The organism is Thaumasiovibrio clandestinus, from assembly GCF_047250365.1.
Classification (GTDB): domain Bacteria; phylum Pseudomonadota; class Gammaproteobacteria; order Enterobacterales; family Vibrionaceae; genus Thaumasiovibrio.
Genome location: NZ_JBLBVL010000002.1, coordinates 291,939 through 315,419, shown reverse-complemented (window position 1 = coordinate 315,419; position 23,481 = coordinate 291,939). Strand labels below are relative to the sequence as shown.

Annotated in this window: 17 protein-coding genes, 2 tRNA genes and 1 pseudogene; 17 read left to right on the top strand and 3 right to left on the bottom strand. The window is 46.9% G+C overall.

Features of this window, described 5'->3' with window-relative positions; translation table 11 throughout:
- The first annotated feature begins 265 nt into the window (after positions 1–265).
- Positions 266–1,405 (top strand): glutamine-hydrolyzing carbamoyl-phosphate synthase small subunit, encoded by a 1,140-nt coding sequence (gene carA / locus ACKLNH_RS04500; protein ID WP_413111044.1) that lies wholly within the window; start codon positions 266–268, stop codon positions 1,403–1,405.
- Between the two features lie 16 nt (positions 1,406–1,421).
- Positions 1,422–4,652, top strand: coding sequence for a carbamoyl-phosphate synthase large subunit (gene carB, locus ACKLNH_RS04495; protein WP_413111043.1), 3,231 nt, complete (start codon positions 1,422–1,424; stop codon positions 4,650–4,652).
- 118 nt (positions 4,653–4,770) lie between these two features.
- On the opposite strand, the gene dacB is transcribed toward carB, so the two are convergent.
- Positions 4,771–6,156: a D-alanyl-D-alanine carboxypeptidase/D-alanyl-D-alanine endopeptidase gene (gene dacB, locus ACKLNH_RS04490; RefSeq protein ID WP_413111042.1), complete on the bottom strand. Its 1,386-nt coding sequence runs from the start codon at positions 6,154–6,156 to the stop codon at positions 4,771–4,773.
- Positions 6,157–6,317: 161 nt separating this feature from the next.
- Complete coding sequence (locus ACKLNH_RS04485; RefSeq protein WP_413111041.1) at positions 6,318–7,202, bottom strand: porin; 885 nt, start codon at positions 7,200–7,202, stop codon at positions 6,318–6,320.
- A gap of 598 nt (positions 7,203–7,800) precedes the next feature.
- On the opposite strand from ACKLNH_RS04485, the gene greA reads away from it, so the two are divergent.
- Positions 7,801–8,274, top strand: a complete 474-nt coding sequence (gene greA / locus ACKLNH_RS04480) for a transcription elongation factor GreA (protein ID WP_413111040.1) — start codon at positions 7,801–7,803, stop codon at positions 8,272–8,274.
- A 133-nt stretch (positions 8,275–8,407) separates the two neighbouring features.
- On the opposite strand, the gene yhbY is transcribed toward greA, so the two are convergent.
- Positions 8,408–8,704, bottom strand: coding sequence for a ribosome assembly RNA-binding protein YhbY (yhbY, locus tag ACKLNH_RS04475; RefSeq protein ID WP_413111039.1), 297 nt, complete (start codon positions 8,702–8,704; stop codon positions 8,408–8,410).
- A 152-nt stretch (positions 8,705–8,856) separates the two neighbouring features.
- On the opposite strand from yhbY, the pseudogene ACKLNH_RS04470 reads away from it, so the two are divergent.
- From ACKLNH_RS04470 to pnp, 14 genes and pseudogenes are all read left to right on the top strand, one after another.
- A pseudogene (locus ACKLNH_RS04470) lies at positions 8,857–9,261 on the top strand (SAM-dependent methyltransferase).
- Positions 9,262–9,311: 50 nt separating this feature from the next.
- On the top strand, positions 9,312–11,279 hold the full coding sequence (gene ftsH, locus ACKLNH_RS04465) for an ATP-dependent zinc metalloprotease FtsH (RefSeq protein ID WP_413111038.1): 1,968 nt from the start codon (positions 9,312–9,314) through the stop codon (positions 11,277–11,279).
- Between the two features lie 69 nt (positions 11,280–11,348).
- Complete coding sequence (gene folP, locus ACKLNH_RS04460) at positions 11,349–12,182, top strand: dihydropteroate synthase (RefSeq protein WP_413111037.1); 834 nt, start codon at positions 11,349–11,351, stop codon at positions 12,180–12,182.
- 24 nt (positions 12,183–12,206) lie between these two features.
- Positions 12,207–13,544 carry a phosphoglucosamine mutase gene (gene glmM / locus ACKLNH_RS04455; RefSeq protein WP_413111036.1) on the top strand — a complete coding sequence of 446 codons (1,338 nt, stop codon included), beginning with the start codon at positions 12,207–12,209 and terminating at the stop codon, positions 13,542–13,544.
- 191 nt (positions 13,545–13,735) lie between these two features.
- The gene (gene secG, locus ACKLNH_RS04450) at positions 13,736–14,065 is read left to right on the top strand and encodes a preprotein translocase subunit SecG (protein ID WP_413111035.1); all 330 of its coding nucleotides are present in this window, start codon (positions 13,736–13,738) and stop codon (positions 14,063–14,065) included.
- 7 nt (positions 14,066–14,072) lie between these two features.
- Positions 14,073–14,157: transfer RNA gene (locus ACKLNH_RS04445), tRNA-Leu, on the top strand.
- 52 nt (positions 14,158–14,209) lie between these two features.
- A tRNA-Met gene (locus ACKLNH_RS04440) sits at positions 14,210–14,286 on the top strand.
- 219 nt (positions 14,287–14,505) lie between these two features.
- Positions 14,506–14,961, top strand: a complete 456-nt coding sequence (rimP, locus tag ACKLNH_RS04435) for a ribosome maturation factor RimP (RefSeq protein ID WP_413111034.1) — start codon at positions 14,506–14,508, stop codon at positions 14,959–14,961.
- Between the two features lie 20 nt (positions 14,962–14,981).
- Positions 14,982–16,469, top strand: a complete 1,488-nt coding sequence (nusA, locus tag ACKLNH_RS04430) for a transcription termination factor NusA (RefSeq protein WP_413111033.1) — start codon at positions 14,982–14,984, stop codon at positions 16,467–16,469.
- A gap of 26 nt (positions 16,470–16,495) precedes the next feature.
- Positions 16,496–19,228, top strand: coding sequence for a translation initiation factor IF-2 (gene infB / locus ACKLNH_RS04425; protein WP_413111032.1), 2,733 nt, complete (start codon positions 16,496–16,498; stop codon positions 19,226–19,228).
- 79 nt (positions 19,229–19,307) lie between these two features.
- A complete protein-coding gene (gene rbfA / locus ACKLNH_RS04420) occupies positions 19,308–19,700 on the top strand; it encodes a 30S ribosome-binding factor RbfA (RefSeq protein ID WP_413111031.1) in 393 nt (130 codons plus the stop codon).
- Positions 19,700–20,638 (top strand): tRNA pseudouridine(55) synthase TruB, encoded by a 939-nt coding sequence (gene truB, locus ACKLNH_RS04415; RefSeq protein WP_413111030.1) that lies wholly within the window; start codon positions 19,700–19,702, stop codon positions 20,636–20,638. Before rbfA ends, truB begins: the two co-directional genes overlap by 1 nt.
- Positions 20,639–20,763: 125 nt before the next feature.
- Positions 20,764–21,033 (top strand): 30S ribosomal protein S15, encoded by a 270-nt coding sequence (gene rpsO, locus ACKLNH_RS04410; RefSeq protein ID WP_413111029.1) that lies wholly within the window; start codon positions 20,764–20,766, stop codon positions 21,031–21,033.
- Positions 21,034–21,319: 286 nt separating this feature from the next.
- Complete coding sequence (gene pnp, locus ACKLNH_RS04405) at positions 21,320–23,446, top strand: polyribonucleotide nucleotidyltransferase (protein ID WP_413111028.1); 2,127 nt, start codon at positions 21,320–21,322, stop codon at positions 23,444–23,446.
- Positions 23,447–23,481 lie beyond the last annotated feature (35 nt).

The window sequence follows — 23,481 nt, the reverse complement described above, 5'->3', positions numbered from 1 at the left end:
AGTTCGTTCCTGAGTTTGAAATATCGAGACTGAGTCGAAAAAATGCAAGGCAAAGTGCTAGTTTTAGGTCTTTCAGGCGATAGTTGTGCCTTGGTTGCTATAAAATAAATTTATTTTCATAACTCGGTTGACAGAGAGGCACCGGATCCATAGAATGCGCGCAATTTGTCAAAAATCAACGTTATGTGACATGGCGTTGGGTATGGATCTTGTTGATAGATTTTTATACACTTAAATTGCATTTTTATTTATTTTGGAGGTTGTCTTGAGTAGATCGGCACTGTTAGTCCTCGAAGATGGGACGGTGTTCCGTGGCATGGCCATTGGGGCAGATGGTTCAGCTGTTGGTGAAGTGGTTTTTAATACTTCCATGACAGGTTATCAAGAAATCCTTACTGATCCTTCCTATTCCCAGCAAATCGTTACTCTCACTTATCCTCATATTGGTAATACCGGAACAAATTCCGAAGACGAAGAATCTACTTCAATCCACGCGCAAGGCCTGGTAATTCGTGACCTCCCCCTCATTGCTTCAAACTTCCGTTGTGAACAAACCCTTTCTGATTATCTAAAGTCGCAAAACATTGTTGGTATCGCAGACATTGATACCCGCAAGTTGACGCGTATTTTACGTGAGAAAGGTGCGCAAAACGGTTGTATTGTTGCCGGAAACAACTTGGACGAGGCGTTGGCACTAGAAAAGGCCAAAGCATTCCCTGGACTAAAGGGGATGGACCTGGCGAAAGAGGTGACAACCAAAGAGACGTACCAATGGAAGCAGGGGTCGTGGACACTAGAAGGTGGCCTTCCTGAAGCAAAAGATGACAGCGAATTGCCATTTCACGTTGTTGCTTACGACTTCGGTGCTAAGCGCAACATCCTGCGCATGTTGGTTGACCGCGGCTGTCGCTTAACAGTTGTTCCTGCTGAAACTTCAGCAGAAGAGGTACTGGCTCTTAATCCTGACGGTGTGTTCTTATCGAACGGCCCAGGTGACCCAGCCCCGTGTGAATATGCAATTGCAGCAACAAAAGTATTTCTAGATAAAGGTCTACCTATTTTCGGTATCTGTCTTGGTCACCAAATTCTAGCCCTAGCGTCTGGTGCACAAACGGTGAAAATGAAGTTTGGTCATCATGGTGCCAACCACCCGGTTAAAGATCTCGATCGTGATGTTGTCATGATTACTTCTCAAAACCACGGTTTTGCAGCAGACGAAGAGACGCTTCCTGCGAACTTGCGTGCCACCCACAAATCACTGTTTGATGGTTCATTGCAAGGGATTCACCGTACCGATAAGCCAGCGTTTAGCTTCCAAGGTCACCCAGAAGCAAGCCCAGGTCCACACGATGCCGCGCCATTGTTTGACCACTTTATTGAACTAATTAAGCAACACAAAGCCTGAGCAGGGGAAGTAAAACATGCCAAAACGTACTGACATTAAAAGTATTCTGATTCTGGGTGCTGGCCCAATTGTCATCGGTCAGGCTTGTGAGTTTGACTATTCAGGTGCCCAAGCGTGTAAAGCACTTCGCGAAGAAGGCTACCGCGTTATCCTTGTAAACTCGAACCCTGCCACCATCATGACTGATCCAGAGATGGCCGATGCGACTTACATCGAGCCAATTCACTGGGAAGTGGTAAGAAATATTATCGCTAAGGAACGCCCAGATGCGATTCTACCGACAATGGGTGGTCAAACAGCGCTAAACTGTGCCTTGGATTTAGAGCGCGAAGGTGTTCTAAAAGAGTTCGGCGTTGAAATGATTGGCGCAACCGCTGATGCGATTGATAAAGCCGAAGACCGTTCTCGTTTTGATAAAGCGATGAAATCGATTGGCTTAGAATGTCCACGTGCGGATACAGCTAAGACAATGGAGCAAGCATACAAAGTGCTGGATATGGTGGGCTTCCCATGTATTATCCGCCCTTCTTTCACTATGGGTGGTACCGGTGGTGGTATTGCTTATAACAAAGAAGAGTTTGAAGAAATTTGTCGCCGTGGTCTAGATTTGTCACCAACCAACGAGTTGTTGATTGACGAATCGCTGATTGGTTGGAAAGAGTACGAGACTGAAGTTGTTCGTGATAAAAATGACAACTGTATTATCGTTTGTACGATTGAAAACTTCGACCCAATGGGCATCCATACGGGTGACTCAATCACGGTTGCCCCTGCGCAAACACTAACCGACAAAGAATACCAGTTGATGCGTAATGCATCACTGGCTGTTCTACGTGAAATCGGTGTTGAGACTGGTGGTTCAAACGTACAGTTTGGTATTAACCCGAAAGATGGCCGTATGGTTATCATCGAGATGAACCCGCGTGTATCGCGTTCTTCGGCGTTAGCATCAAAAGCGACTGGCTTCCCTATCGCGAAAGTGGCAGCGAAACTGGCGGTTGGCTTTACGCTTGATGAGCTAATGAATGACATCACTGGCGGTGCAACGCCAGCCTCATTCGAACCAACCATCGACTACGTTGTAACGAAGATCCCGCGCTTTAACTTTGAGAAGTTTGCTGGTGCCAACGACCGTCTAACCACACAGATGAAGTCTGTGGGTGAAGTGATGGCCATTGGTCGTAACCAACAAGAATCTATGCAGAAAGCGTTGCGTGGCCTAGAAGTGGGTGCGCACGGTTTCGATGAAATGGTTGATTTGGATGCACCAGATGCACTAACTAAGATCCGCCATGAGCTAAAAGATGCTGGTGCTGAGCGTATCTGGTATATCGCTGATGCGTTCCGTGCAGGTATGTCTGTTGATGGCGTCTTTAACCTAACGTCAGTTGACCGTTGGTTCTTGGTGCAGATCGAAGAGATCGTTCGCCTAGAAGAAGAAGTAAAACAAAACGGTTTTGCAGGTCTAAACGCAGAGATGCTCCGCAAACTGAAGCGTAAAGGTTTCGCTGATGTTCGCTTGGCGAAATTGCTGGGTATTGCTGAGTCTGAAATTCGCAAGCTGCGTCATCAATTTGATATTCACCCGGTATACAAGCGTGTTGATACGTGTGCGGCGGAATTCTCTTCTGATACGGCTTACATGTACTCATCGTACGATGAAGAGTGTGAATCGAACCCATCAGACAAAGATAAAATTATGGTATTGGGCGGCGGCCCTAACCGAATTGGTCAAGGTATCGAATTTGATTACTGTTGTGTACACGCATCGTTGGCACTACGTGAAGACGGTTATGAGACCATTATGGTTAACTGTAACCCAGAAACGGTCTCTACCGATTACGACACATCAGACCGCCTCTACTTCGAACCCGTCACACTGGAAGATGTTCTGTCTATTGTTCGAGTTGAAAAGCCGAAAGGGGTTATCGTTCAGTACGGTGGTCAAACACCACTGAAACTGGCGCGTGAATTAGAAGCGGCAGGTGTGCCAATTATTGGAACCAGCCCAGATGCGATTGACCGCGCAGAAGACCGTGAGCGCTTCCAAGCAGCGGTTGAACGCCTAGGCCTTAAGCAGCCAGAGAACGCAACAGTAACAGCACTGGAGCAAGCGGTAGAAAAATCACGTGAAATCGGTTACCCGCTGGTAGTACGTCCTTCGTATGTACTGGGCGGCCGTGCGATGGAAATCGTCTATGACGAGCAAGACCTACGCCGTTACTTTAACGAAGCAGTCAGTGTATCGAATGAATCACCGGTATTGCTAGACCGCTTCCTTGATGATGCAGTAGAAGTCGACGTTGATGCGATTTGCGACGGTGAGCGTGTTGTGATTGGCGGTATCATGGAGCATATTGAACAAGCAGGTGTTCACTCTGGTGACTCAGCATGTTCACTGCCAGCCTATACCCTAAGCCAAGAGATCCAAGACGTAATGCGTCAGCAAGTTGAGAAGCTGGCTATGGAGTTGGGTGTACGTGGTTTAATGAACACCCAGTTCGCGGTGAAGGATGGCGAAGTTTACTTGATTGAAGTAAACCCACGTGCCGCACGTACTGTACCGTTTGTATCGAAAGCGACTGGCGCACCGTTAGCGAAAATCGCAGCACGAGTTATGGCGGGCCAATCTTTAGAAGAGCAAGGCTTTACTCAAGAGATCATTCCACCGTACTACTCAGTGAAAGAAGTGGTGTTGCCATTTAACAAGTTCCCTGGTGTTGACCCACTATTAGGCCCAGAAATGCGCTCAACCGGTGAAGTGATGGGTGTGGGTGACACGTTCGCAGAGGCATTTGCTAAGGCCGAGCTTGGCTGTGGTAAGCAGGAAGATAGCGGTCGTCGTCGCGCATTGTTGTCTGTACGTGGTGGAGACAAGAAGCGTGCTGTTGCTCTGGCCAAACAGATGATCGAACTGGGTTATGAGTTGGATGCAACTCACGGTACAGCGGTTGCGTTAGGTGAAGAGGGGATTAACCCGCGCCTAGTGAACAAGGTTCACGAAGGTCGTCCACACATTCTTGACCGTATCAAGAATGGTGAGTATAGCTACATCGTAAATACCACCGAAGGGCGTCAGGCGATTGAAGATTCAAAAGTGCTGCGTCGTGGTGCATTGGCGGAAAAGGTCAACTACACCACCACCATGAATGCCGCTTTTGCTTCTTGTATGGCACTGACTGCGGATGACCGTAATAAAGTCACCTCAGTACAAGAGCTACACGCTCGCATCAAAGCCAACAGCTAATATCGCATTGCTTGTTGATTAAATGAAAACCCGCCGCCAGGCGGGTTTTTTGTTATGTGTCGTTAACCGATTGAACATTCGATAAGAACGGCAATCAAGCGCGATTAATACCGCCGGATTAATATTGCTCGAACAATTGCTGATAAAATTGCCGCTCAAAGCGAATCAGTGGGCTCTCTATTCCCGGCTGATGTTGCCAAAAATAGCCATTCACCAGCTGTACGACCAATAGCTTTCGGCCTGACTGTGTTGTCAATTCTCCAGCGAGGTTATGTGCGCCATACAGCGACCCCGTTTTCGCCTGTAGTGCCCCTTTTAACGGCGTATGACGCACACTTTGCCGATAGCGCAAGGTGCCAGACTCGCCACTGATCGGCAATAAAGCAAACAGCGCAGGTTCGTGCTGGTAAACATAGCTGAGTACTTGCATGAGCTGCTTAGCAGTGAGCCGGTTATTGCGCGATAGGCCTGATCCATCAACCAGTGGCACATTTAACCAGCCAGGATCGTTAAAGAGGTCAGCGAAGTGTGACCTCAATACAAAGGCGCCTTGACTCATGGTGCCATCTGTACTTGCCATACTGCGCAGTAAGCTGTCTGTGAGCACATTGTTGGAATCTTGCAGTACTAGCTCAAGGAGTGTCATTAACGGCGCAGAGAGGTGCTGATAGAGCGCAACCGAACGTGGTGGGTGATCGGAGATAATAACCTTGCCTTGAAAAGGAATATTAAGGCGGGCAAGTTCAGTATAAATGACGTCTTGCATATAGCGCTCTGGAGATTGCAGGGCAAAATTAAGTGGTAGCGGCGTGTCACGCTCGACAACGCAGCCTTGCAGTTGATAATGGTTGTCTGAGTTAGCTTCAAGTAGTAGTTCACACTGGGCCGCTTCTTGCTGCTGCTTGCTTACCACGGTGACGTTATTGTCCACGGTAATGAGATGATGCGCAGGAACATGCAATCGAGCACGCTGACCAATACCAGTGTTGGCATATAACGCCCCTTGAACACAGTTATCTTCAAGGCTGATTGCCGCCGCTGGCGCAGCATAACAGACCCCCAATACATCCCAGGTTATGCCTGGCGCACGATCAGGGCCAGCAAAATCACCACGGTAGAGGTGAATATCGCCATTAAATAGCTGCTTGTTGTGCTGATAGCCGCGGCGCAGTAGCGACGCAATATGAGTGCGTTGCAGCGTCGGATCGCCACTGAATGCCAGTAGGGCATGTTGACCTTCATGATGGATAGCGGTACGAAAGCGAAATGCTTCACCGAGGATCTGTTTCGCCGCGAGGGCGGTGAGTAGCTTTTGCGTGCTGGCCGGCGGCAGGAGTATATCACTGTGCTGATCGAGCAAGCGCTCGCTCGTCAGCGGATCGACGACTAATAGCGCGGTCGAGGCGCCTAACGTTGGCGTCACATTATTGCTATTTGCTAAGCAAGCAAAAGGAAAAAACAGCGCTGAAAAGAGCGTAATGATAACGGTGATGTGGCAACGCATGAGGCCGATCCTGAAAAGTCTGTGAATTCTAAATGGTTCAATGTAGACCGTCAGTGTAACCGAAAGTGCCGAGTATCTCTTTATCGGGTCTCTTTGTTAACGCCAGAAAAACAAAAAGCACCGCCTGAGCGGTGCTTTCTCTATTCTAGTCTCAAGCGAGATTAGAAGTCGTAACGTAGTTGAACAGCGATAGTTGTATCATCGCTCTCTTCTAGGTCGATATCAGCAGCGATAGCACCACGTAGGTTGCTGTTGAACTTGTGACCAATTTCTAGTGTAGCTACACCGTCGTAGTCTTTCTCTGTCATGTAGCCAGCACCGAAGTGAGTTTTACCCATGGTGTACATTGCAGCGAATTCGATACCTTCTTGGATGTTACCCGCAGCATCGTTGCTGTCGTTGAAAGTAAGACCTAGGTAGATGTTGTCGATGCTGTAAGCAGCACCTACAACGATTTGCTTCGCGTCAGAACCGTTAGCGTCTTGCTGTGCATAACCAGCACCGAAAGTAAAGCCAGCTACGTCATACATTGCAGACGCAGAGAAACCAGCGTTTTTCTCTTGGCCTTCTTCGAACTTGTAGTTTGCTTTAACGTTTAGGCCGTTGAAGTTGTTGATGTACAGTAGGTTGTTCGTAGTACGGTCAGCAACATTGATTTTGCTTGAGTTAGCACCGCCAGATACGAAGAAGATATCAGAGATGTCAGTAACAACACCTAGAGAACCGTCTTGTTGACCGTAAGTGATTTGACCGAAGTCACCAGCGAAACCAGCATAAGCGTGACGACCAGTGAATGCAGAGCTTGGGTTGTATTCAAATTCAGTGAAAGCAACTGCAGATAGGTTGTCAGTGATTACTGAAGTACCAGCAACGTTGATACGTGCACGAGTACCGTCAGCTAGGTCACCGTCAGTGAAAAAAGCACGAGTTTCAGCACGGCCGCCGATAGCTAGAGCGCCAGTGTCGCTTGAGTAAACTTCTGCAGCTGCTGCTACACCAGAGAAAGAGGCTGCCGCTACTGCCAGAGCGATCAGTTTTTTATTCATCTTGAATATCCTTGAGATTTTAGTTGTATGCATTCACTTATTGGCGTGAATGCTCGACAACCTTTTTATCGGGTTTCGTTCAGGGTAGGTTAGTAAAAAAAGCTGAAAACTCCTGTATTTTAATATATTTAGCTTTTTTTACTGGTAATTAGTGTTCTTAATCAATGATTTACCCTGCTTGATTAAAGTTCCGTTACATTTGCGATTATTTGTCTTTTTTTGAAGTTTGCCGCATAATTCGATAATTAAACTTTTGTTTTTTATGCTTTTATTGTGATGTTTGTCTCGGTTTGTTGTGGGTTAATGCGCTAGTGCAAACGATAATTATCGCACGGGCAATTTTTCTTTACGCCAGTGCCACGTCTTTAGTGCTTCGATCGTGCGTAACCTCGACTGTACGTATTCTGTGATACTTATCGTTTTTTGCCGTTTTGTCCTTGTCGGCATTCAACACACACCCACACGACACTATCCAACAAAGTCGGAAATTTGCTAAGATAACCACAACAGATGATCACCTGACTAAATCGTATTATTTGGTCAGGTTTCTTATTGCCATTTTTTGCGCAGGCAAGTTGGAATAATGAGGTAAAAGAGAATGGATAAAGTACCAATGACAGTGCAAGGCGAACAGGCACTGCGTGAAGAGTTGGATAAATTATTAAAGCGTCGCCCTTTGATCAGTGAAGCCATTGCAGAGGCGCGTGAGTTAGGTGATTTGAAAGAGAACGCGGAATATCATGCGGCGCGCGAAGAGCAAGGCATTTGCGAAGCGCAAATTCGCGATATTGAGTATAAGCTTTCAGTAGCGCAGGTGATTGACATCACAAAAATGCCAAATAATGGCAAAGTGATTTTTGGTACCACAGTATCACTGATTGATCTTGATACTGATGAAGCACTGAATTATCGCATTGTTGGTGATGATGAAGCGGATATTAAGAAGCACCTTATTTCGGTTAACTCTCCAATCGCACGTGGTTTGATTGGCAAGTTAGAAGGTGATGAAGTACAAATTACCACCCCTGGTGGTGTTAAAGAGTTTGAAATCGATAAAGTGGAATATCTTTAGTCTGATTTAGTTTTTTTTGTAAAAGCTTGATACGTAACCGTATTGAAGAAAAAAGAAAAAGGTCGCTATCACAGCGACCTTTTTTGTTAAGGAACTATCATTTTACTCAATGAATTGCCGATATTAGTGGCAATTATTTGCGGGGTAGTTCAATCTTTTTGTCTGCAGACGGGCGATAGATTACCAAGGTCTTGCCAATAACTTGCACCTTCTCCGCTTCTGTCTCGCGGATAATGGCATCAACAATTAGACCTTTGGTGTCACGATCTTCTGATGCGACTTTTACTTTGATCAGTTCGTGGTGGTCGAGGGCAAGTTCGATTTCGGCCAGAACGGCTTCTGTCAGGCCATTGGCGCCCATTAGCACAACGGGTTTCAGGTTGTGTGCCAATCCTTTCAGGTGTTGTCTCTGTTTCGTGCTTAGCTTCATACGTTCTGCTCGATATTTTCTAGTCACAAGGGTTGAAAACGCGATATTCTAACGCCATCTAGTCTAGATGACTATGAGCATTATTCGCTAAAATTTCCAAGATCAGGTTAATTGTGAGTAAAAACAAGCACTCTGGCAGTTCAGGTTGCTAGCTGAAAGAGCACTTTGATGATAAATATGTGCAGGAAGTTCAGAAAAAGGCTATCGTTCTCGCGCAATTTTTAAAATTGAAGAGATTCAAGCTAAATATAAGCGACGAAAACCCGGGCAAACAGTGGTGGATCTTGGTGCTTTTTGGCATGGCTCCTAGCATGAGTAGAAATTTAGCTGCAGATCAACCTAGAGCAATGTATCTTGTTGAACTAGCATTAGATATGTGCCGCCAAGTACTTGCGCCAAATGGTGGCTTTGCGGTAAAAGTGTTTCAAGGGGAAGGCTTTGATCAGTACCTTGCTGAGGTACGTAGCATGTTTAAGGTCATCAAAATTCGCAAACCAGACTCCTCTCGAGCACGTTCTCGTGAGGTATACATCGTAGCTACAGGCTTTAAACTGTAGTACTCTACATTCATCTATTTCGATAATGCGAGGTTAACACCTTGAGTGACATGGCAAAAAACTTGATTTTGTGGCTGGTTATCGCAGTGGTACTGATGTCTGTTTTTCAGAGCTTCGGTCCAGGCGATAGTGCCGGTCGTCAAGTCGACTATACAACATTCGTCAATGAAATCGGTCAGGGTCAAATTAGGGAAGCACGATTCAATGATCGCGAAATCACTGTTTATCGACGCGATGACTCGCGTTATGTGACTTACCTGCCTGTCCTAAATGATCAACAACTGCTTGATGATCTGTTGAACTCGAACGTTCGTGTGGTTGGCACACCGCCAGAGCAACCTAGTATGCTGGCGAATATTTTTATTTCTTGGTTCCCGATGTTGCTGTTAATTGGGGTTTGGGTCTTTTTCATGCGTCAAATGCAAGGTGGTGGTGGCAAAGGCGCCATGTCATTTGGCAAATCTAAAGCACGCATGATGAGCGAAGAGCAGATAAAAACTACCTTTAACGATGTCGCTGGCTGTGATGAGGCGAAAGAAGACGTTAAAGAGCTGGTTGATTATTTGCGCGACCCAAGCCGCTTTCAGAAACTGGGTGGTAAGATCCCAACGGGTGTCTTAATGGTTGGCCCACCAGGTACGGGTAAAACGCTTCTCGCGAAAGCCATTGCCGGTGAAGCGAAAGTACCGTTCTTTACCATTTCTGGCTCTGACTTTGTTGAAATGTTTGTGGGTGTTGGTGCGTCGCGTGTGCGAGACATGTTCGAACAAGCGAAGAAAGCGTCACCGTGTATCATCTTTATTGATGAAATTGATGCGGTAGGTCGCCAACGTGGTGCTGGTGTTGGTGGTGGACATGATGAGCGAGAGCAAACCCTAAACCAAATGCTGGTTGAAATGGATGGTTTTGAAGGCAATGAAGGCATTATTGTTATTGCTGCTACAAACCGCCCTGACGTTCTTGACCCTGCGTTATTGCGTCCTGGTCGTTTCGACCGTCAAGTTGTGGTTGGGTTGCCAGATGTACGTGGACGTGAACAAATTCTTAAAGTTCACATGCGTAAAGTTCCCCTGTCAAATGATGTGGAAGCGTCGTTGATTGCACGAGGTACACCAGGTTTCTCTGGTGCAGATTTGGCAAACCTCGTTAACGAAGCCGCCTTGTTTGCAGCTCGTGGCAATAAGCGCGTTGTATCAATGGTTGAGTTTGAGCTGGCGAAAGATAAGATCATGATGGGCGCTGAGCGTAAGTCGATGGTAATGTCTGAAGAAGTCAAAGAGTCAACCGCTTACCACGAAGCTGGTCACGCCATAGTGGGCCGTCTTGTTCCTGAACATGATCCGGTCTATAAAGTGTCGATTATCCCGCGCGGACGCGCATTGGGTGTAACGATGTATTTGCCGGAGCAAGATCGAGTGAGCATGTCACGCCAGCACTTGGAGTCAATGATCTCCAGTCTATACGGTGGACGTTTAGCGGAAGAGCTGATCTATGGTGCAGATAAGGTCTCGACTGGCGCATCAAATGATATTGAACGAGCGACCGATATTGCACGCAAGATGGTTACTCAATGGGGCTTCTCTGAAAAGTTAGGGCCGCTACTGTATGCTGAGGACGAAGGTGAAGTCTTCCTTGGACGTAGCGTAACTCAAACGAAGCATATGTCTGATGACACAGCACGTCTGATCGATAGCGAAGTGCGCGATATTATTGATCGCAACTATATTCGAGCGAAAAAACTGCTAGAAGATAACATGGACATCATGCACTCAATGAAAGCCGCGTTGATGAAGTATGAGACCATTGATGCAGGTCAAATTGATGACTTAATGGAGCGTAAAGAAGATATCCGACCACCGAAAGGATGGGGCGATAACGATGATACGCCACCGCCGGCTGAAACACCTAAAGCGGCAAAAGATGTATCAGACGAGTCAACGTCTGATAAGTCTGCGCCAGCACAGTCACAAAGTGCAGAAACGGGTGCTTCAACGGATGATGATAAACCAAGCGTATAACGGTTGACCGACTGTAAAAACCCCGTGCAAGCGGGGTTTTTTGTATTCTAGATTACAAACACACATTTTATGATCCTGACCTCGAACCAAAAATCCCTAGACCTAACTCGGGTCCACACCATGGGGATAGTTAACGTTACCCCTGACTCATTTTCAGATGGTGGTCAATTTCGTCAGCTAGATGCCGCATTGCGTCATGTTGAAAGCATGGTGAATGCGGGGGTGAGCTTTATTGACATTGGCGGAGAGTCTACCCGTCCCGGTGCTCAGCTGGTTGCTGTTGATGAAGAGCTATCTCGCGTGATTCCGTTGATCAGTGCCATACGCGATAGATTTGATTGTTGGATCTCTCTCGACACCAGTAAAGCTGAAGTGATGGAAGAGGGAATTAAAGCGGGCGCTGATCTTATTAACGATGTGCGTGCACTGACAGAACCCGGCACATTGGATGTTGTCGCGCGTTATCAGGTACCTGCTTGTTTGATGCACATGCAAGGACAACCTCGAGATATGCAAAGCGCACCTAGCTATAACGAACTATTATCAGATGTTAGTGACTTTTTAGCTAAACGGGTCGCAGTGTGTGAGCGGGCTGGAATTGCACGCCAGCAGCTTTTGCTTGATCCAGGCTTTGGTTTTGGTAAGACCATCGAGCACAACTACCAATTATTGGCACACTTAGAGCACTTCCATCAATTCGGTTTGCCGTTACTCGTGGGCATGTCGCGCAAATCTATGATATTCAAATTACTCAATACAAAGCCAGCCGACAGTCTCGCAGGGAGTCTCGCCTGTGCTGCGATTGCAGCCATGAAAGGGGCGCAGATAATCCGCGTGCATGATGTGCAAGAAACTCTCGATGTCATGCAAGTCTGTCAAATGACCTTAGATCAGGTTGGCTAAATACAATAAGCTAGGAGCAATAAAATGGCAGAACGTAAGTTCTTTGGTACTGATGGGATCCGTGGCAAGGTGGGTGAGTACCCAGTAACGCCTGATTTCGCGTTAAAGCTTGGCTGGGCCGCGGGGCGTGTTTTGGCTAAGCAGGGAACAAAGAAAGTCCTCATTGGTAAAGATACGCGTATTTCTGGCTATATGCTGGAATCAGCGCTAGAAGCGGGCTTAGCAGCTGCAGGATTGCAAGCGGCGTTTACTGGCCCGATGCCGACACCAGCGATCGCCTATTTGACCCAAACATTCCGTGCTGAGGCTGGCATTGTTATTTCAGCGTCACATAACCCTTATTATGACAATGGTATTAAGTTTTTCTCCTCAGAAGGAACCAAGCTACCTGATTCAGTAGAGCTTGAGATCGAAGCCGAGTTAGAGAAAACGATCACGTGTGTCGATTCAGCGCTGCTTGGTAAAGCGACGCGAATTAATGATGCAGCAGGACGTTATATTGAGTTTTGTAAGAGCACGTTCCCACACGAGCTATCGTTAGCAGGCTATAAGATTGTTGTCGATTGCGCCCATGGCGCCACCTATCATATCGCGCCGAACGTCTTTAAAGAGTTGGGTGCAGACGTGATTAAAATTGGCTGTGAACCGAACGGTACCAACATTAATCATCAAGTTGGCGCGACGGATGTTCGTGCTCTACAGGCTGCTGTACTTGAACACAAGGCCGACTTTGGTATTGCGTTTGATGGTGATGGCGACCGTGTAATGATGGTAGATGAGGAAGGCAATAAGATCGATGGCGACCAAATTGCCTTCATCATTGCGCGTGACGCGCTGCGCCGTGGTGAGCTGAAAGGGGGGGTTGTCGGTACCTTGATGAGCAATATGGGGATGGAAGTCGCGCTGAACAATTTAGGCATCCCATTCGTCCGTGCAGCGGTCGGCGATCGCTACGTGATGGAAAAACTGAAAGAGCACGGCTGGAACATTGGCGCTGAAAACTCTGGCCATGTTATCTTGTTAGATAAAATTCCAACCGGTGATGGTATTGTGGCTGGGCTGCAAGTGATTGCTTCGATTGTTGGTAGCAAGCAAGGTTTGTACAGTTTGAGCCAAGGAATGACACTCTTCCCTCAAGTACTCGAAAATGTTCGTTTTAAAGGTGAGTCGAATCCACTAGAGTCAGATGCTGTTATTGCTGCTCAAGCTGCGGTCGAGGAGAAGTTAGCGGGCAAAGGGCGTGTACTGTTACGCAAGTCGGGCACAGAACCACTGATTCGCGTTATGGTAGAAGGCGAGAACGCAGAGTTGGTTCAACAATCAGCATTGCATATTGCTGAGGCGGTAAAAGCAAGCTGCTAAAGGTCTGTGGTCTATTTTATGGCGGGTTTTGCTCACAAAACCCGCAACCGACTCAGTTATCATCATTTTCTTGCAAAAATGACTTGTCAGTAGGTAATGGTTTCGCTAGTATTCAATCCGCTCCTTTTGGGGCGCGCTAGCTGTGAGGCGTTCCTGCTGGCTCAACAATTTGGAACATAGGTGGAAAGTCCATGTACGAAATTCTACTTGTGATTTACCTGTTGGCCGCATTGGGTGTAATTGGCCTGGTGATGATTCAGCAAGGTAAAGGCGCAGATATGGGAGCTTCATTCGGGGCTGGTGCTTCAAACACAGTGTTTGGTGCCGGGGGCTCTGGAAACTTTTTAACCCGAATGACCGCAATTTTAGCCACTATTTTCTTTGTTATCAGTCTCGTTCTTGGTAACATTACTGCGAAAAGCGGTTCTCAAACCAGTGGTTGGGAAGATTTGCAACAGCCAGCTGTAGAGGTGGTTGAAATAGTGGAAGACGCGACTGAAAATAGCGATATTCCACAATAAAGATTATGCCGAGATGGTGAAATTGGTAGACACGCTAGCATGAGGTGCTAGTGCCGCAAGGTGTGTGGGTTCAAGTCCCACTCTCGGCACCATTAATTTTCGATGTTTTTATTAAAACATCAGTGAGATATGTCTCACTACGGACGCGGGGTGGAGCAGCTTGGTAGCTCGTCGGGCTCATAACCCGAAGGTCGTCGGTTCAAATCCGGCCCCCGCAACCAATCCGATAATCATAGAATGATTATCCGCGGCAAATACCGCAACCTTTTCGCGTAAGATAGCTGTTTATGCAGAAATGCGCTATCTTATGTGGTGTCGCAGTGCGGCATCAGGGTCCAGTAACATTAACCCCGATATTCGGGGTTTTTTGTTATCTGAAGCAGACCATTCAGGTATTTTACTGGGCTTTATAGCCCTTTTTTTGTTTCTGGAGGGTAGCCATGACAGGCTTAGAAATGCAACTCATTGAACTGCTTGAAGCGCCTGTTGAAGCGCTCGGTTATGAGTTGGTTGGTTTAGAGTTTATTCGTGCTGGCGAAAACTCAACATTGCGTTTATTTATTGATCATGACAATGGCATCACAGTTGAAGACTGTGCCGAGGTAAGTCGTCAGGTCAGCGCAGTGATGGATGTAGAAGATCCTATTACCGTTGCTTATAACTTGGAAGTCTCCTCTCCAGGGCTAGAGCGACCACTATTTAAAGTGGCTCACTATCAGCAGTTTGTTGGTCAGGAAGTGAGCATTGTACTTAAGATGGCGATGGATAATCGTCGTAAATGGAAAGGCATCATTGCTGGTGTTGAGGGTGAAACAATCATCCTTACTGTTGAAGGTAATGAAGAGAGTTTTGCACTAAGTAATATTTCCAAGGCTAACTTGGTTCCGTCCTTCTAGGACTGTATGGAGCATTACATATGAACAAAGAAATCCTGGCTGTCGTAGAAGCGGTATCCAATGAAAAAGCCGTCCCACGTGAGCGTATTTTCGAAGCGTTGGAAATTGCACTGGCGACAGCAACAAAGAAAAAGCATGAAGCTGAAATCGAAGTCCGTGTCGAAATTGACCGTAAAACCGGTGATTTTGAAACATTCCGTCGTTGGTTAGTGGTAGAAGAAGTTGAATCGCCAACCAAAGAGATCACGTTGGAAGCTGCGCAGTACGATGATGAGACTATCGAACTTGGTGGTTACGTCGAAGACGAAATCGATTCAGTGACCTTCGATCGCATCACCACTCAGACAGCCAAGCAAGTGATTGTACAAAAAGTACGAGAAGCTGAGCGTGCGCAAGTGGTGGAGCAGTTTATTGACAACGAAGGTGATATCATTACCGGCGTGGTAAAGAAAGTAAACCGCGATCAGGTGATCATTGACCTAGGTAACAATGCTGAATCTGTCATTTTGCGTGACGATCAGTTACCGCGTGAGAATTTCCGTCCGGGTGATCGTGTGCGTGGTCTTCTTTATGCTGTGCGTCCAGAAGCGCGTGGCTTCCAGTTGTTTATGACGCGCTCTAAGCCAGAGATGATTAAAGAACTATTCCGTATTGAAGTGCCAGAAATTGCGGAAGAGATGATCGAACTAATGGGTGCAGCTCGTGATCCGGGTTCGCGTGCAAAGATTGCCGTGAAGACGAATGACAAGCGTATCGACCCTGTTGGTGCATGTGTTGGTATGCGTGGTGCCCGTGTTCAAGCCGTTACCGGTGAACTGGGTGGCGAGCGTGTTGATATCGTGCTTTGGGATGAAAACCCAGCACAATACGTGATCAATGCAATGGCGCCGGCTGAAGTGGACTCGATCATCGTAGATGAAGATAGCCATAGCATGGATATTGCAGTTCAGTCTGAAAATCTAGCCCAAGCGATTGGCCGAAATGGTCAAAACGTTCGCTTAGCATCACAGCTAACGGGTTGGGAACTGAATGTGATGACAGTAGAAGATCTACAGAAGAAGCATCAGGAAGAAGCGCAAGAGTCGATTGATGCTTTTGTTAAGTATCTAGAAATTGATGAAGAGTTTGCAACTGTATTGGTTGAAGAAGGCTTCACAACCCTTGAAGAGATTGCTTACGTACCAGTAAGTGAACTAATGGATGTCGATGGTCTAGATGAAGACTTGATCGATGCACTTCGTTCTCGAGCTAAAGAAGCGTTGACCACCATCGCGTTAGCAAAAGAGGAAGTTCTAGAGGGAGCAGAACCCGCAGAAGATCTACTGGGTCTAGAGGGTTTAGAGCGTGAGTTAGCATTTAAACTCGCAGCAAAAGGCGTTGTCACTTTGGAAGATCTGGCCGATCAGGGAACTGATGAGTTGATGGATATTGAAGAGATGACACAAGAACGCGCAGGTGAGTTAATCATGGCTGCACGTAATATTTGTTGGTTTGGCGACGAAGCCTAATTACAACACAGCAAGGGAGGAGCAGCATGTCAGAAGTTACAGTTAAGGCATTAGCCGACGAGGTAAAAACCCCGGTTGAGCGTTTGCTTCAACAGTTATCCGATGCTGGGATTAGCAAGAAAGCTGAAGACGTTGTTAGCCAAGATGAGAAGCAGGCATTGCTTGCTCACCTTAAAAAAGAGCATGGCTCTACATCAGGCGATGAGCCCACTCGCCTGACATTGCAACGTAAAAAAAGAAGTACTCTGAGTGTCTCAGGTGCGGGTGGTAAGAAGAACGTTCAGGTAGAAGTACGCAAAAAACGTACGTATGTGAAGCGTAGCGCGTTAGAGGAAGAACAACGCGCCGCAGAACAAGCGAAAGCTGAACAAGAAGCGAAACGTGCCGCAGAAGAAGCCGCGAAACGTGAAGCTGAAGACGCCGCGAAGCGCCAAGCAGAAGACGCTGCGAAACGTGAAGCAGAAGAAGCTGCGAAGCGTAAAGCAGAAGAAATGGCAAAGCGCGAAGCGCAAGCGAAGCGTGAAGCAGATGAACAAGCAGAACGTAAGACTGAGAAAAAAGTCGAACGTCCACAACAAACCCCAAGCGAAGTTGCAGAAAAGGAAGCAGCTCGTAAAGTCGCTGAACAGGCTAAAAAAGAAGCGGACGAACTTAAGCGTCGTCAGGAAGAGGAAGCCAAGCGTAAAGCCGAAGAAGAGAGTCAGCGTCAGCTAGAAGAGGCACGCAAAATGGCAGAAGTAAATAAAGAACGTTGGGCACAAGCTGAGAAAGCACCGACGGAACAAGCAGATTATCATACGACAACATCTAAGTACGCTCGAGCAGCAGAAGATGAAGCTGATCGCCAAGTAGAAGGCGGTCGTCGTAAGAAGAAGAAAAAGAAAGCAGCAGACAAAGATGATAACCGCGGTGGTCGTAACCAACGTGGTCGCGGTAGAAAGCAAAATATTGCGAAGCCTTCTTCAATGCAACACGGCTTCAACAAGACAGCACAGGTTGCTAAAGCCGATGTTGTTATTGGTGAAACCATTGTTGTTTCTGAACTAGCGAACAAAATGTCGGTTAAAGGCGTTGAAGTAGTTAAAGTGATGATGAAGATGGGCGCAATGGCAACCATCAACCAAGTTATCGATCAAGAAACCGCAGCATTGGTTGCAGAAGAGATGGGCCACAAGGTTGTTCTTCGCAAAGAGAACGAACTGGAAGAAGCCGTTCTATTAGATCGTGACAGTTCAGCTGAAGCTGTGCCACGTGCGCCAGTTGTTACGATCATGGGTCACGTTGACCATGGTAAAACATCAACACTGGATTACATCCGTCGTGCCCACGTTGCTTCTGGCGAAGCGGGTGGTATTACGCAGCATATCGGTGCATACCACGTTGAAACTGACAACGGTATGATCACCTTCCTTGATACTCCAGGACACGCCGCATTTACTGCAATGCGTGCTCGTGGTGCACAAGCGACAGATATCGTTGTTCTTGTTGTTGCAGCAGATGATGGTGTAATGCCACAAACTGTCGAAGCTATCCAGCACGCGAAAGCGGCAGGTGTGCCTTTGATTATTGCAGTAAACAAGATTGATAAAGAAGATGCTAACCCAGACAACGTTAAGAACGAGCTAGCACAGTACGATGTTATCCCTGAAGAGTGGGGCGGTGAGAATATCTTCGTTCATATCTCTGCGAAGCAAGGTACAAACATCGACGGTCTACTTGAGTCTATCCTTCTACAAGCTGAAGTTCTTGAACTGACAGCGGTACGTGAAGGTATGGCAACAGGCGTTGTGGTTGAATCTCGTCTAGACAAAGGCCGTGGTCCTATTGCAACGGTTCTAGTTCAGTCTGGTACGTTGAACAAAGGCGATATCGTTTTATGTGGTCAAGAATATGGCCGTGTACGTGCGATGCGTGATGAAGTTGGTAACGAAGTCACTCAAGCTGGTCCATCGATTCCAGTTGAGATCCTTGGTTTGTCAGGTGTTCCTGCGTCTGGTGATGAAGCGACCGTTGTACGTGACGAGCGTAAAGCACGTGAAGTTGCAAACTACCGCCAAGGTAAGTTCCGCGAAGTTAAGTTGGCTCGCCAACAGAAAGCGAAACTGGAAAACATGTTTACTAACATGACTGAAGGTGAAGTTGCTGAGCTGAACGTGGTACTGAAAGCGGACGTTCAAGGTTCTGTTGAAGCGATTGCTGATTCACTACGTAAGCTATCAACGGCTGAAGTGAAGGTGAACATTGTTGGTTCAGGTGTTGGTGGTATTACTGAAACTGACGCTGTTCTAGCGGCGGCTTCAAATGCTATCGTACTTGGCTTCAACGTTCGTGCCGATGCATCTGCACGTCGTACTGTTGAGAATGAAAATCTTGATCTTCGTTACTACTCAATCATCTACCAATTGATCGATGAAGTTAAACAAGCAATGAGCGGTATGCTTGCTCCTGAGTTTAAGCAAGAGATCATGGGTCTTGCTGAAGTGCGTGATGTATTTAAATCGCCTAAACTTGGTGCAATCGCTGGTTGTATGGTTACCGAAGGTACCATTAAGCGTAACAACCCAATTCGTGTACTACGTGAAAACGTGGTTATCTATGAAGGTGAGCTTGAGTCTCTACGTCGCTTTAAAGATGACGTACAAGAAGTTAAGAATGGTTACGAGTGTGGTATCGGCGTTAAGAACTACAATGATGTTCGCGTTGGTGACCAGATCGAAGTCTTCGAGATTGTCGAAGTTATTCGAACTATTGATGACTAATCCAAGTGCTAAGCACTTAGGTTATTGATTATACAATGGGGGGCTTTGGCCCCCCATTGCTTCATGATGAGAATCTATTATGTCTAAAGAATTTAGTCGTACGCAGCGTGTTTCTCAACAGCTGCAAAAAGAGCTAGCCGTTATCTTGCAGCGTGAAATCCGTGATGATCGTTTAGCGATGACCACGATCTCTTCTGTTGATATCACTCGAGATATGGCTTATGCCAAAGTTTACGTCACCTTTTTAACGATTGGTGATCAAAAGCCAGAAGAGTCGTTAGAGATCTTGCGTGAAATGGCACCATACATCCGCTCGCTACTCGGTAAGCGTATTCGTTTGCGTGTTACGCCTGAAATTAACTTCATTTACGATGAGTCGCTAACAGAAGGTATGCGTATCTCTACGTTGGTTTCTAAAGCTGTACGTGATGATGAAGAGCGTCACGTTGAAGATGAGTCAGGAGAAGAGTAATGGGCCGTCGTCGTCGTGGTCGTCCTGTTGATGGGGTGATCCTACTGGATAAGCCTACGGGCATCACATCAAATGATGCGTTACAGAAAGTAAAGCGCATCTACTTTGCCGAAAAGGCTGGCCATACTGGTGCGCTAGACCCTTTAGCAACGGGGATGCTGCCGATCTGTTTTGGTGAGTCGACCAAGTTTTCGCAATTCCTACTCGACTCAGACAAGCGTTATCGCGTTATTGCCAAGCTAGGCGAACGTACCAATACCTCTGATTCTGATGGTGAGGTGGTTGAAACACGTCCAGTGAAAGTGGATCGTGGCACGCTGGAGCGTTCAATCGCTTCATTCCGTGGCGAAACGGATCAAATCCCATCGATGTTCTCTGCGCTAAAGTATCAGGGTAAACCGCTGTACGAATATGCACGCGAAGGTATCGAGGTACCAAGAGAGTCACGTAAAATTACCGTTTATTCGATCGAGTTACTCCGTTTCGAAGGTGATGAAGTTGAGATGGAAGTACACTGTTCGAAAGGCACGTATATCCGTACCATCGTTGATGATCTAGGCGAAATGTTGGGCTGTGGTGCACACGTTGTTTACTTGCGTCGTATCGGAGTATCCGGTTACGAGTACGACAAGATGGTGACCATTGAGCAGCTAGAAGCGTTATTAGAGCAGGCCCGTGAGCAGGATATCCAGCCACGTGAGCTACTTGACCCGCTTTTGTTACCAACAGATACGGCAGTACAAGATCTACCTGAAGTCAACTTGATTCCGGTTGTCGCTGGCTATGCATTGAATGGCCAAGCGGTTAATGCGCCAAACTTACCTGAAGAAGGAACGTTAGTGCGTTTGACTCGTGGCGAAGAGCGTGACTTTATTGGCGTTGCAGAAATTAACGCTGATGGCATGGTGGCGCCGAAGCGAGTAATGGCGAATCAGTAATTTTTCTTTCTTGCTGGAATCTCCTTGCGTCCCTTGTCGGGCGCAAGTATAATCCGCGGCTCGGGTGTCGGCTGAATCAGAGATTGGCTGGCACAAATATACACCTTCACATTTAGGAAAAGATTATGTCTCTGAATGCAGAAACTAAAGCAGCAATCGTTGCTGAATACGCTCAAGGCGAAAACGACACTGGTTCTCCAGAAGTACAAGTAGCACTACTTACTGCTTCTATTAACCACCTACAAGGTCACTTCGCAAATCATAAAGGCGATCACCACAGCCGTCGTGGTCTACTACGCATGGTATCTCGCCGTCGTAAACTTCTTGATTACTTGAAGGGTAAAGACTTCGATCGTTACCAATCACTGATTGGTCGTCTGGGTCTGCGTCGTTAATTCGAATCAGATTTCAGAAAAAAGGAGCCGATTGGCTCCTTTTTTTTTATCTCGCTGACGCGAAGCGATTGCTTGGTGTATACTACAGCACGGAAAAACACGCATCGTGCCGTGTTTATTCACAGTCGTCTCTGTCGACCATAAGGTCGCGGCTATTGAAAACATTTTGTTATTGTCCCGTTTGTACGCGAACGCGAGCGTTAACGGTGTGTTTTCATTAGTCGCGATGGTGAATAACTTGGTGATGCATTGTCAGCCCCAACGGGCCATTAATTAAGGATATCTCGTGACTCCTATCGTAAAAACATTCCAGTACGGTAACCATACCGTTACTTTGGAAACTGGCGTTATCGCACGTCAAGCAACGGCTGCTGTTATGGCAAGCATGGATGATACATCTGTCTTCGTTTCTGTTGTTGGTAAGAAAGAAGCGGCTCCAGGTCAAGACTTCTTCCCGTTAACAGTGAACTACCAAGAGCGTACTTACGCGGCAGGTAAAATCCCAGGTGGTTTCTTCAAGCGTGAAGGTCGCCCATCTGAAGGCGAAACTTTAACAGCACGTCTTATCGACCGTCCAATCCGTCCACTATTCCCGAACGACTTTAAAAACGAAGTTCAGGTTATTGCAACGGTGATGTCTGTTAACCCTGACGTAAGCCCAGACATCGTAACAATGATTGCGACCTCTGCAGCGCTAACTATCTCTGGTATCCCATTCAACGGCCCTATCGGTGCTGCGCGTGTGGGTTATATTAACGACGAGTTCGTTCTAAACCCAAGCAGAACTGAGTTAGATAACAGCCGTCTAGACCTTGTTGTTGCGGGTACAGAAGGCGCGGTTCTGATGGTTGAATCAGAAGCCGATCGTCTAAGCGAAGAGACGATGCTAGCTGCTGTGGTTTACGGCCACGATCAACAGCAAACCGTGATCAATGCGATCAACGAATTTGCTGCTGAAGTTGCAACCCCTGCATGGGATTGGGAAGCGCCAGCTGTTAACACTGAGCTTAAAGCGAAAGTGGCACAGCTTGCGGAAACACGTCTAACTGACGCGTACCAAATTACTGAAAAAATGGCGCGTTACGACCAAGTTGGTGCTATCAAGTCTGACGTTATTGCTACGCTAATGGCTGAAGATGAGACGCTAAACGAGCTTGAACTGCGCGACATGCTAGGCTCTCTAGAGAAGAACGTTGTTCGTGGTCGCATTATTGCGGGTAACCCACGTATCGATGGCCGTGAAAAAGACATGGTTCGTGCGCTAGACGTACGTACTGGTGTTCTTCCACGTACCCACGGTTCTTCACTATTTACGCGTGGTGAAACACAGGCGATTGTAACTGCAACGCTAGGTACTCAGCGTGATGCACAGATCATTGATGAGTTGACGGGTGAGCGTAAAGATCACTTCCTACTGCATTATAACTTCCCTCCATACTGTGTTGGTGAGACTGGCTTTGTTGGTTCTCCTAAGCGTCGTGAAATCGGTCACGGTAAGTTGGCGAAGCGTGGTATTGCAGCAGTAATGCCTTCTGTTGATGAATTCCCGTACACAGTTCGTGTTGTTTCTGAAATCACAGAGTCTAACGGTTCATCATCAATGGCTTCGGTATGTGGTACATCGCTTGCTCTTATGGATGCAGGTGTGCCAATTAAAGCCTCTGTTGCGGGTATCGCAATGGGTCTTGTGAAAGAAGGCGATGACTTCGTTGTTCTTTCTGACATCTTGGGTGACGAAGACCACCTAGGTGACATGGACTTTAAAGTGGCGGGTACTGAAGACGGTATTACTGCACTACAGATGGATATCAAGATCGAAGGGATTACCAAAGAGATCATGGATATTGCACTGAGCCAAGCTAAAGGTGCACGTCTACACATCCTAACCGTAATGGATGAAGCGATCGGTTCACACCGTGATGATATCTCTGAGTTTGCGCCACGTATTCATACGATGAAGATCAACCCAGAGAAGATCAAAGATGTTATCGGTAAAGGTGGTGCGGTTATTCGTGCGCTGACTGAAGAGACGGGCACAACTATCGAGTTGGAAGACGACGGTACAATTAAGATCGCTGCAACCGAAGGAACCGCTGCGAAAGAAGCTATCCGCCGTATCGAAGAAATTACTGCAGAAGTTGAGGTTGGCCGCATCTATACTGGTAAAGTAATGCGTATCGTCGACTTCGGTGCATTCGTTTCTGTTATTGGTGCAAAAGAGGGTCTAGTACACATTTCTCAAATCTCTGATAAGCGTATTGAGAAAGTATCTGATCACCTACAAATGGGTCAGGAAGTACAAATTAAAGTACTTGAAATTGACCGTCAGGGTCGTATCCGTTTGAGCATGAAAGAAGCTCAAGCAGAATTAAACCCTGCTGCGCCAGCGCAAGACGAATCATCAGAAAGCTGAGTTTTTGATGTGAAAGCATGATATAAAGGGGCATT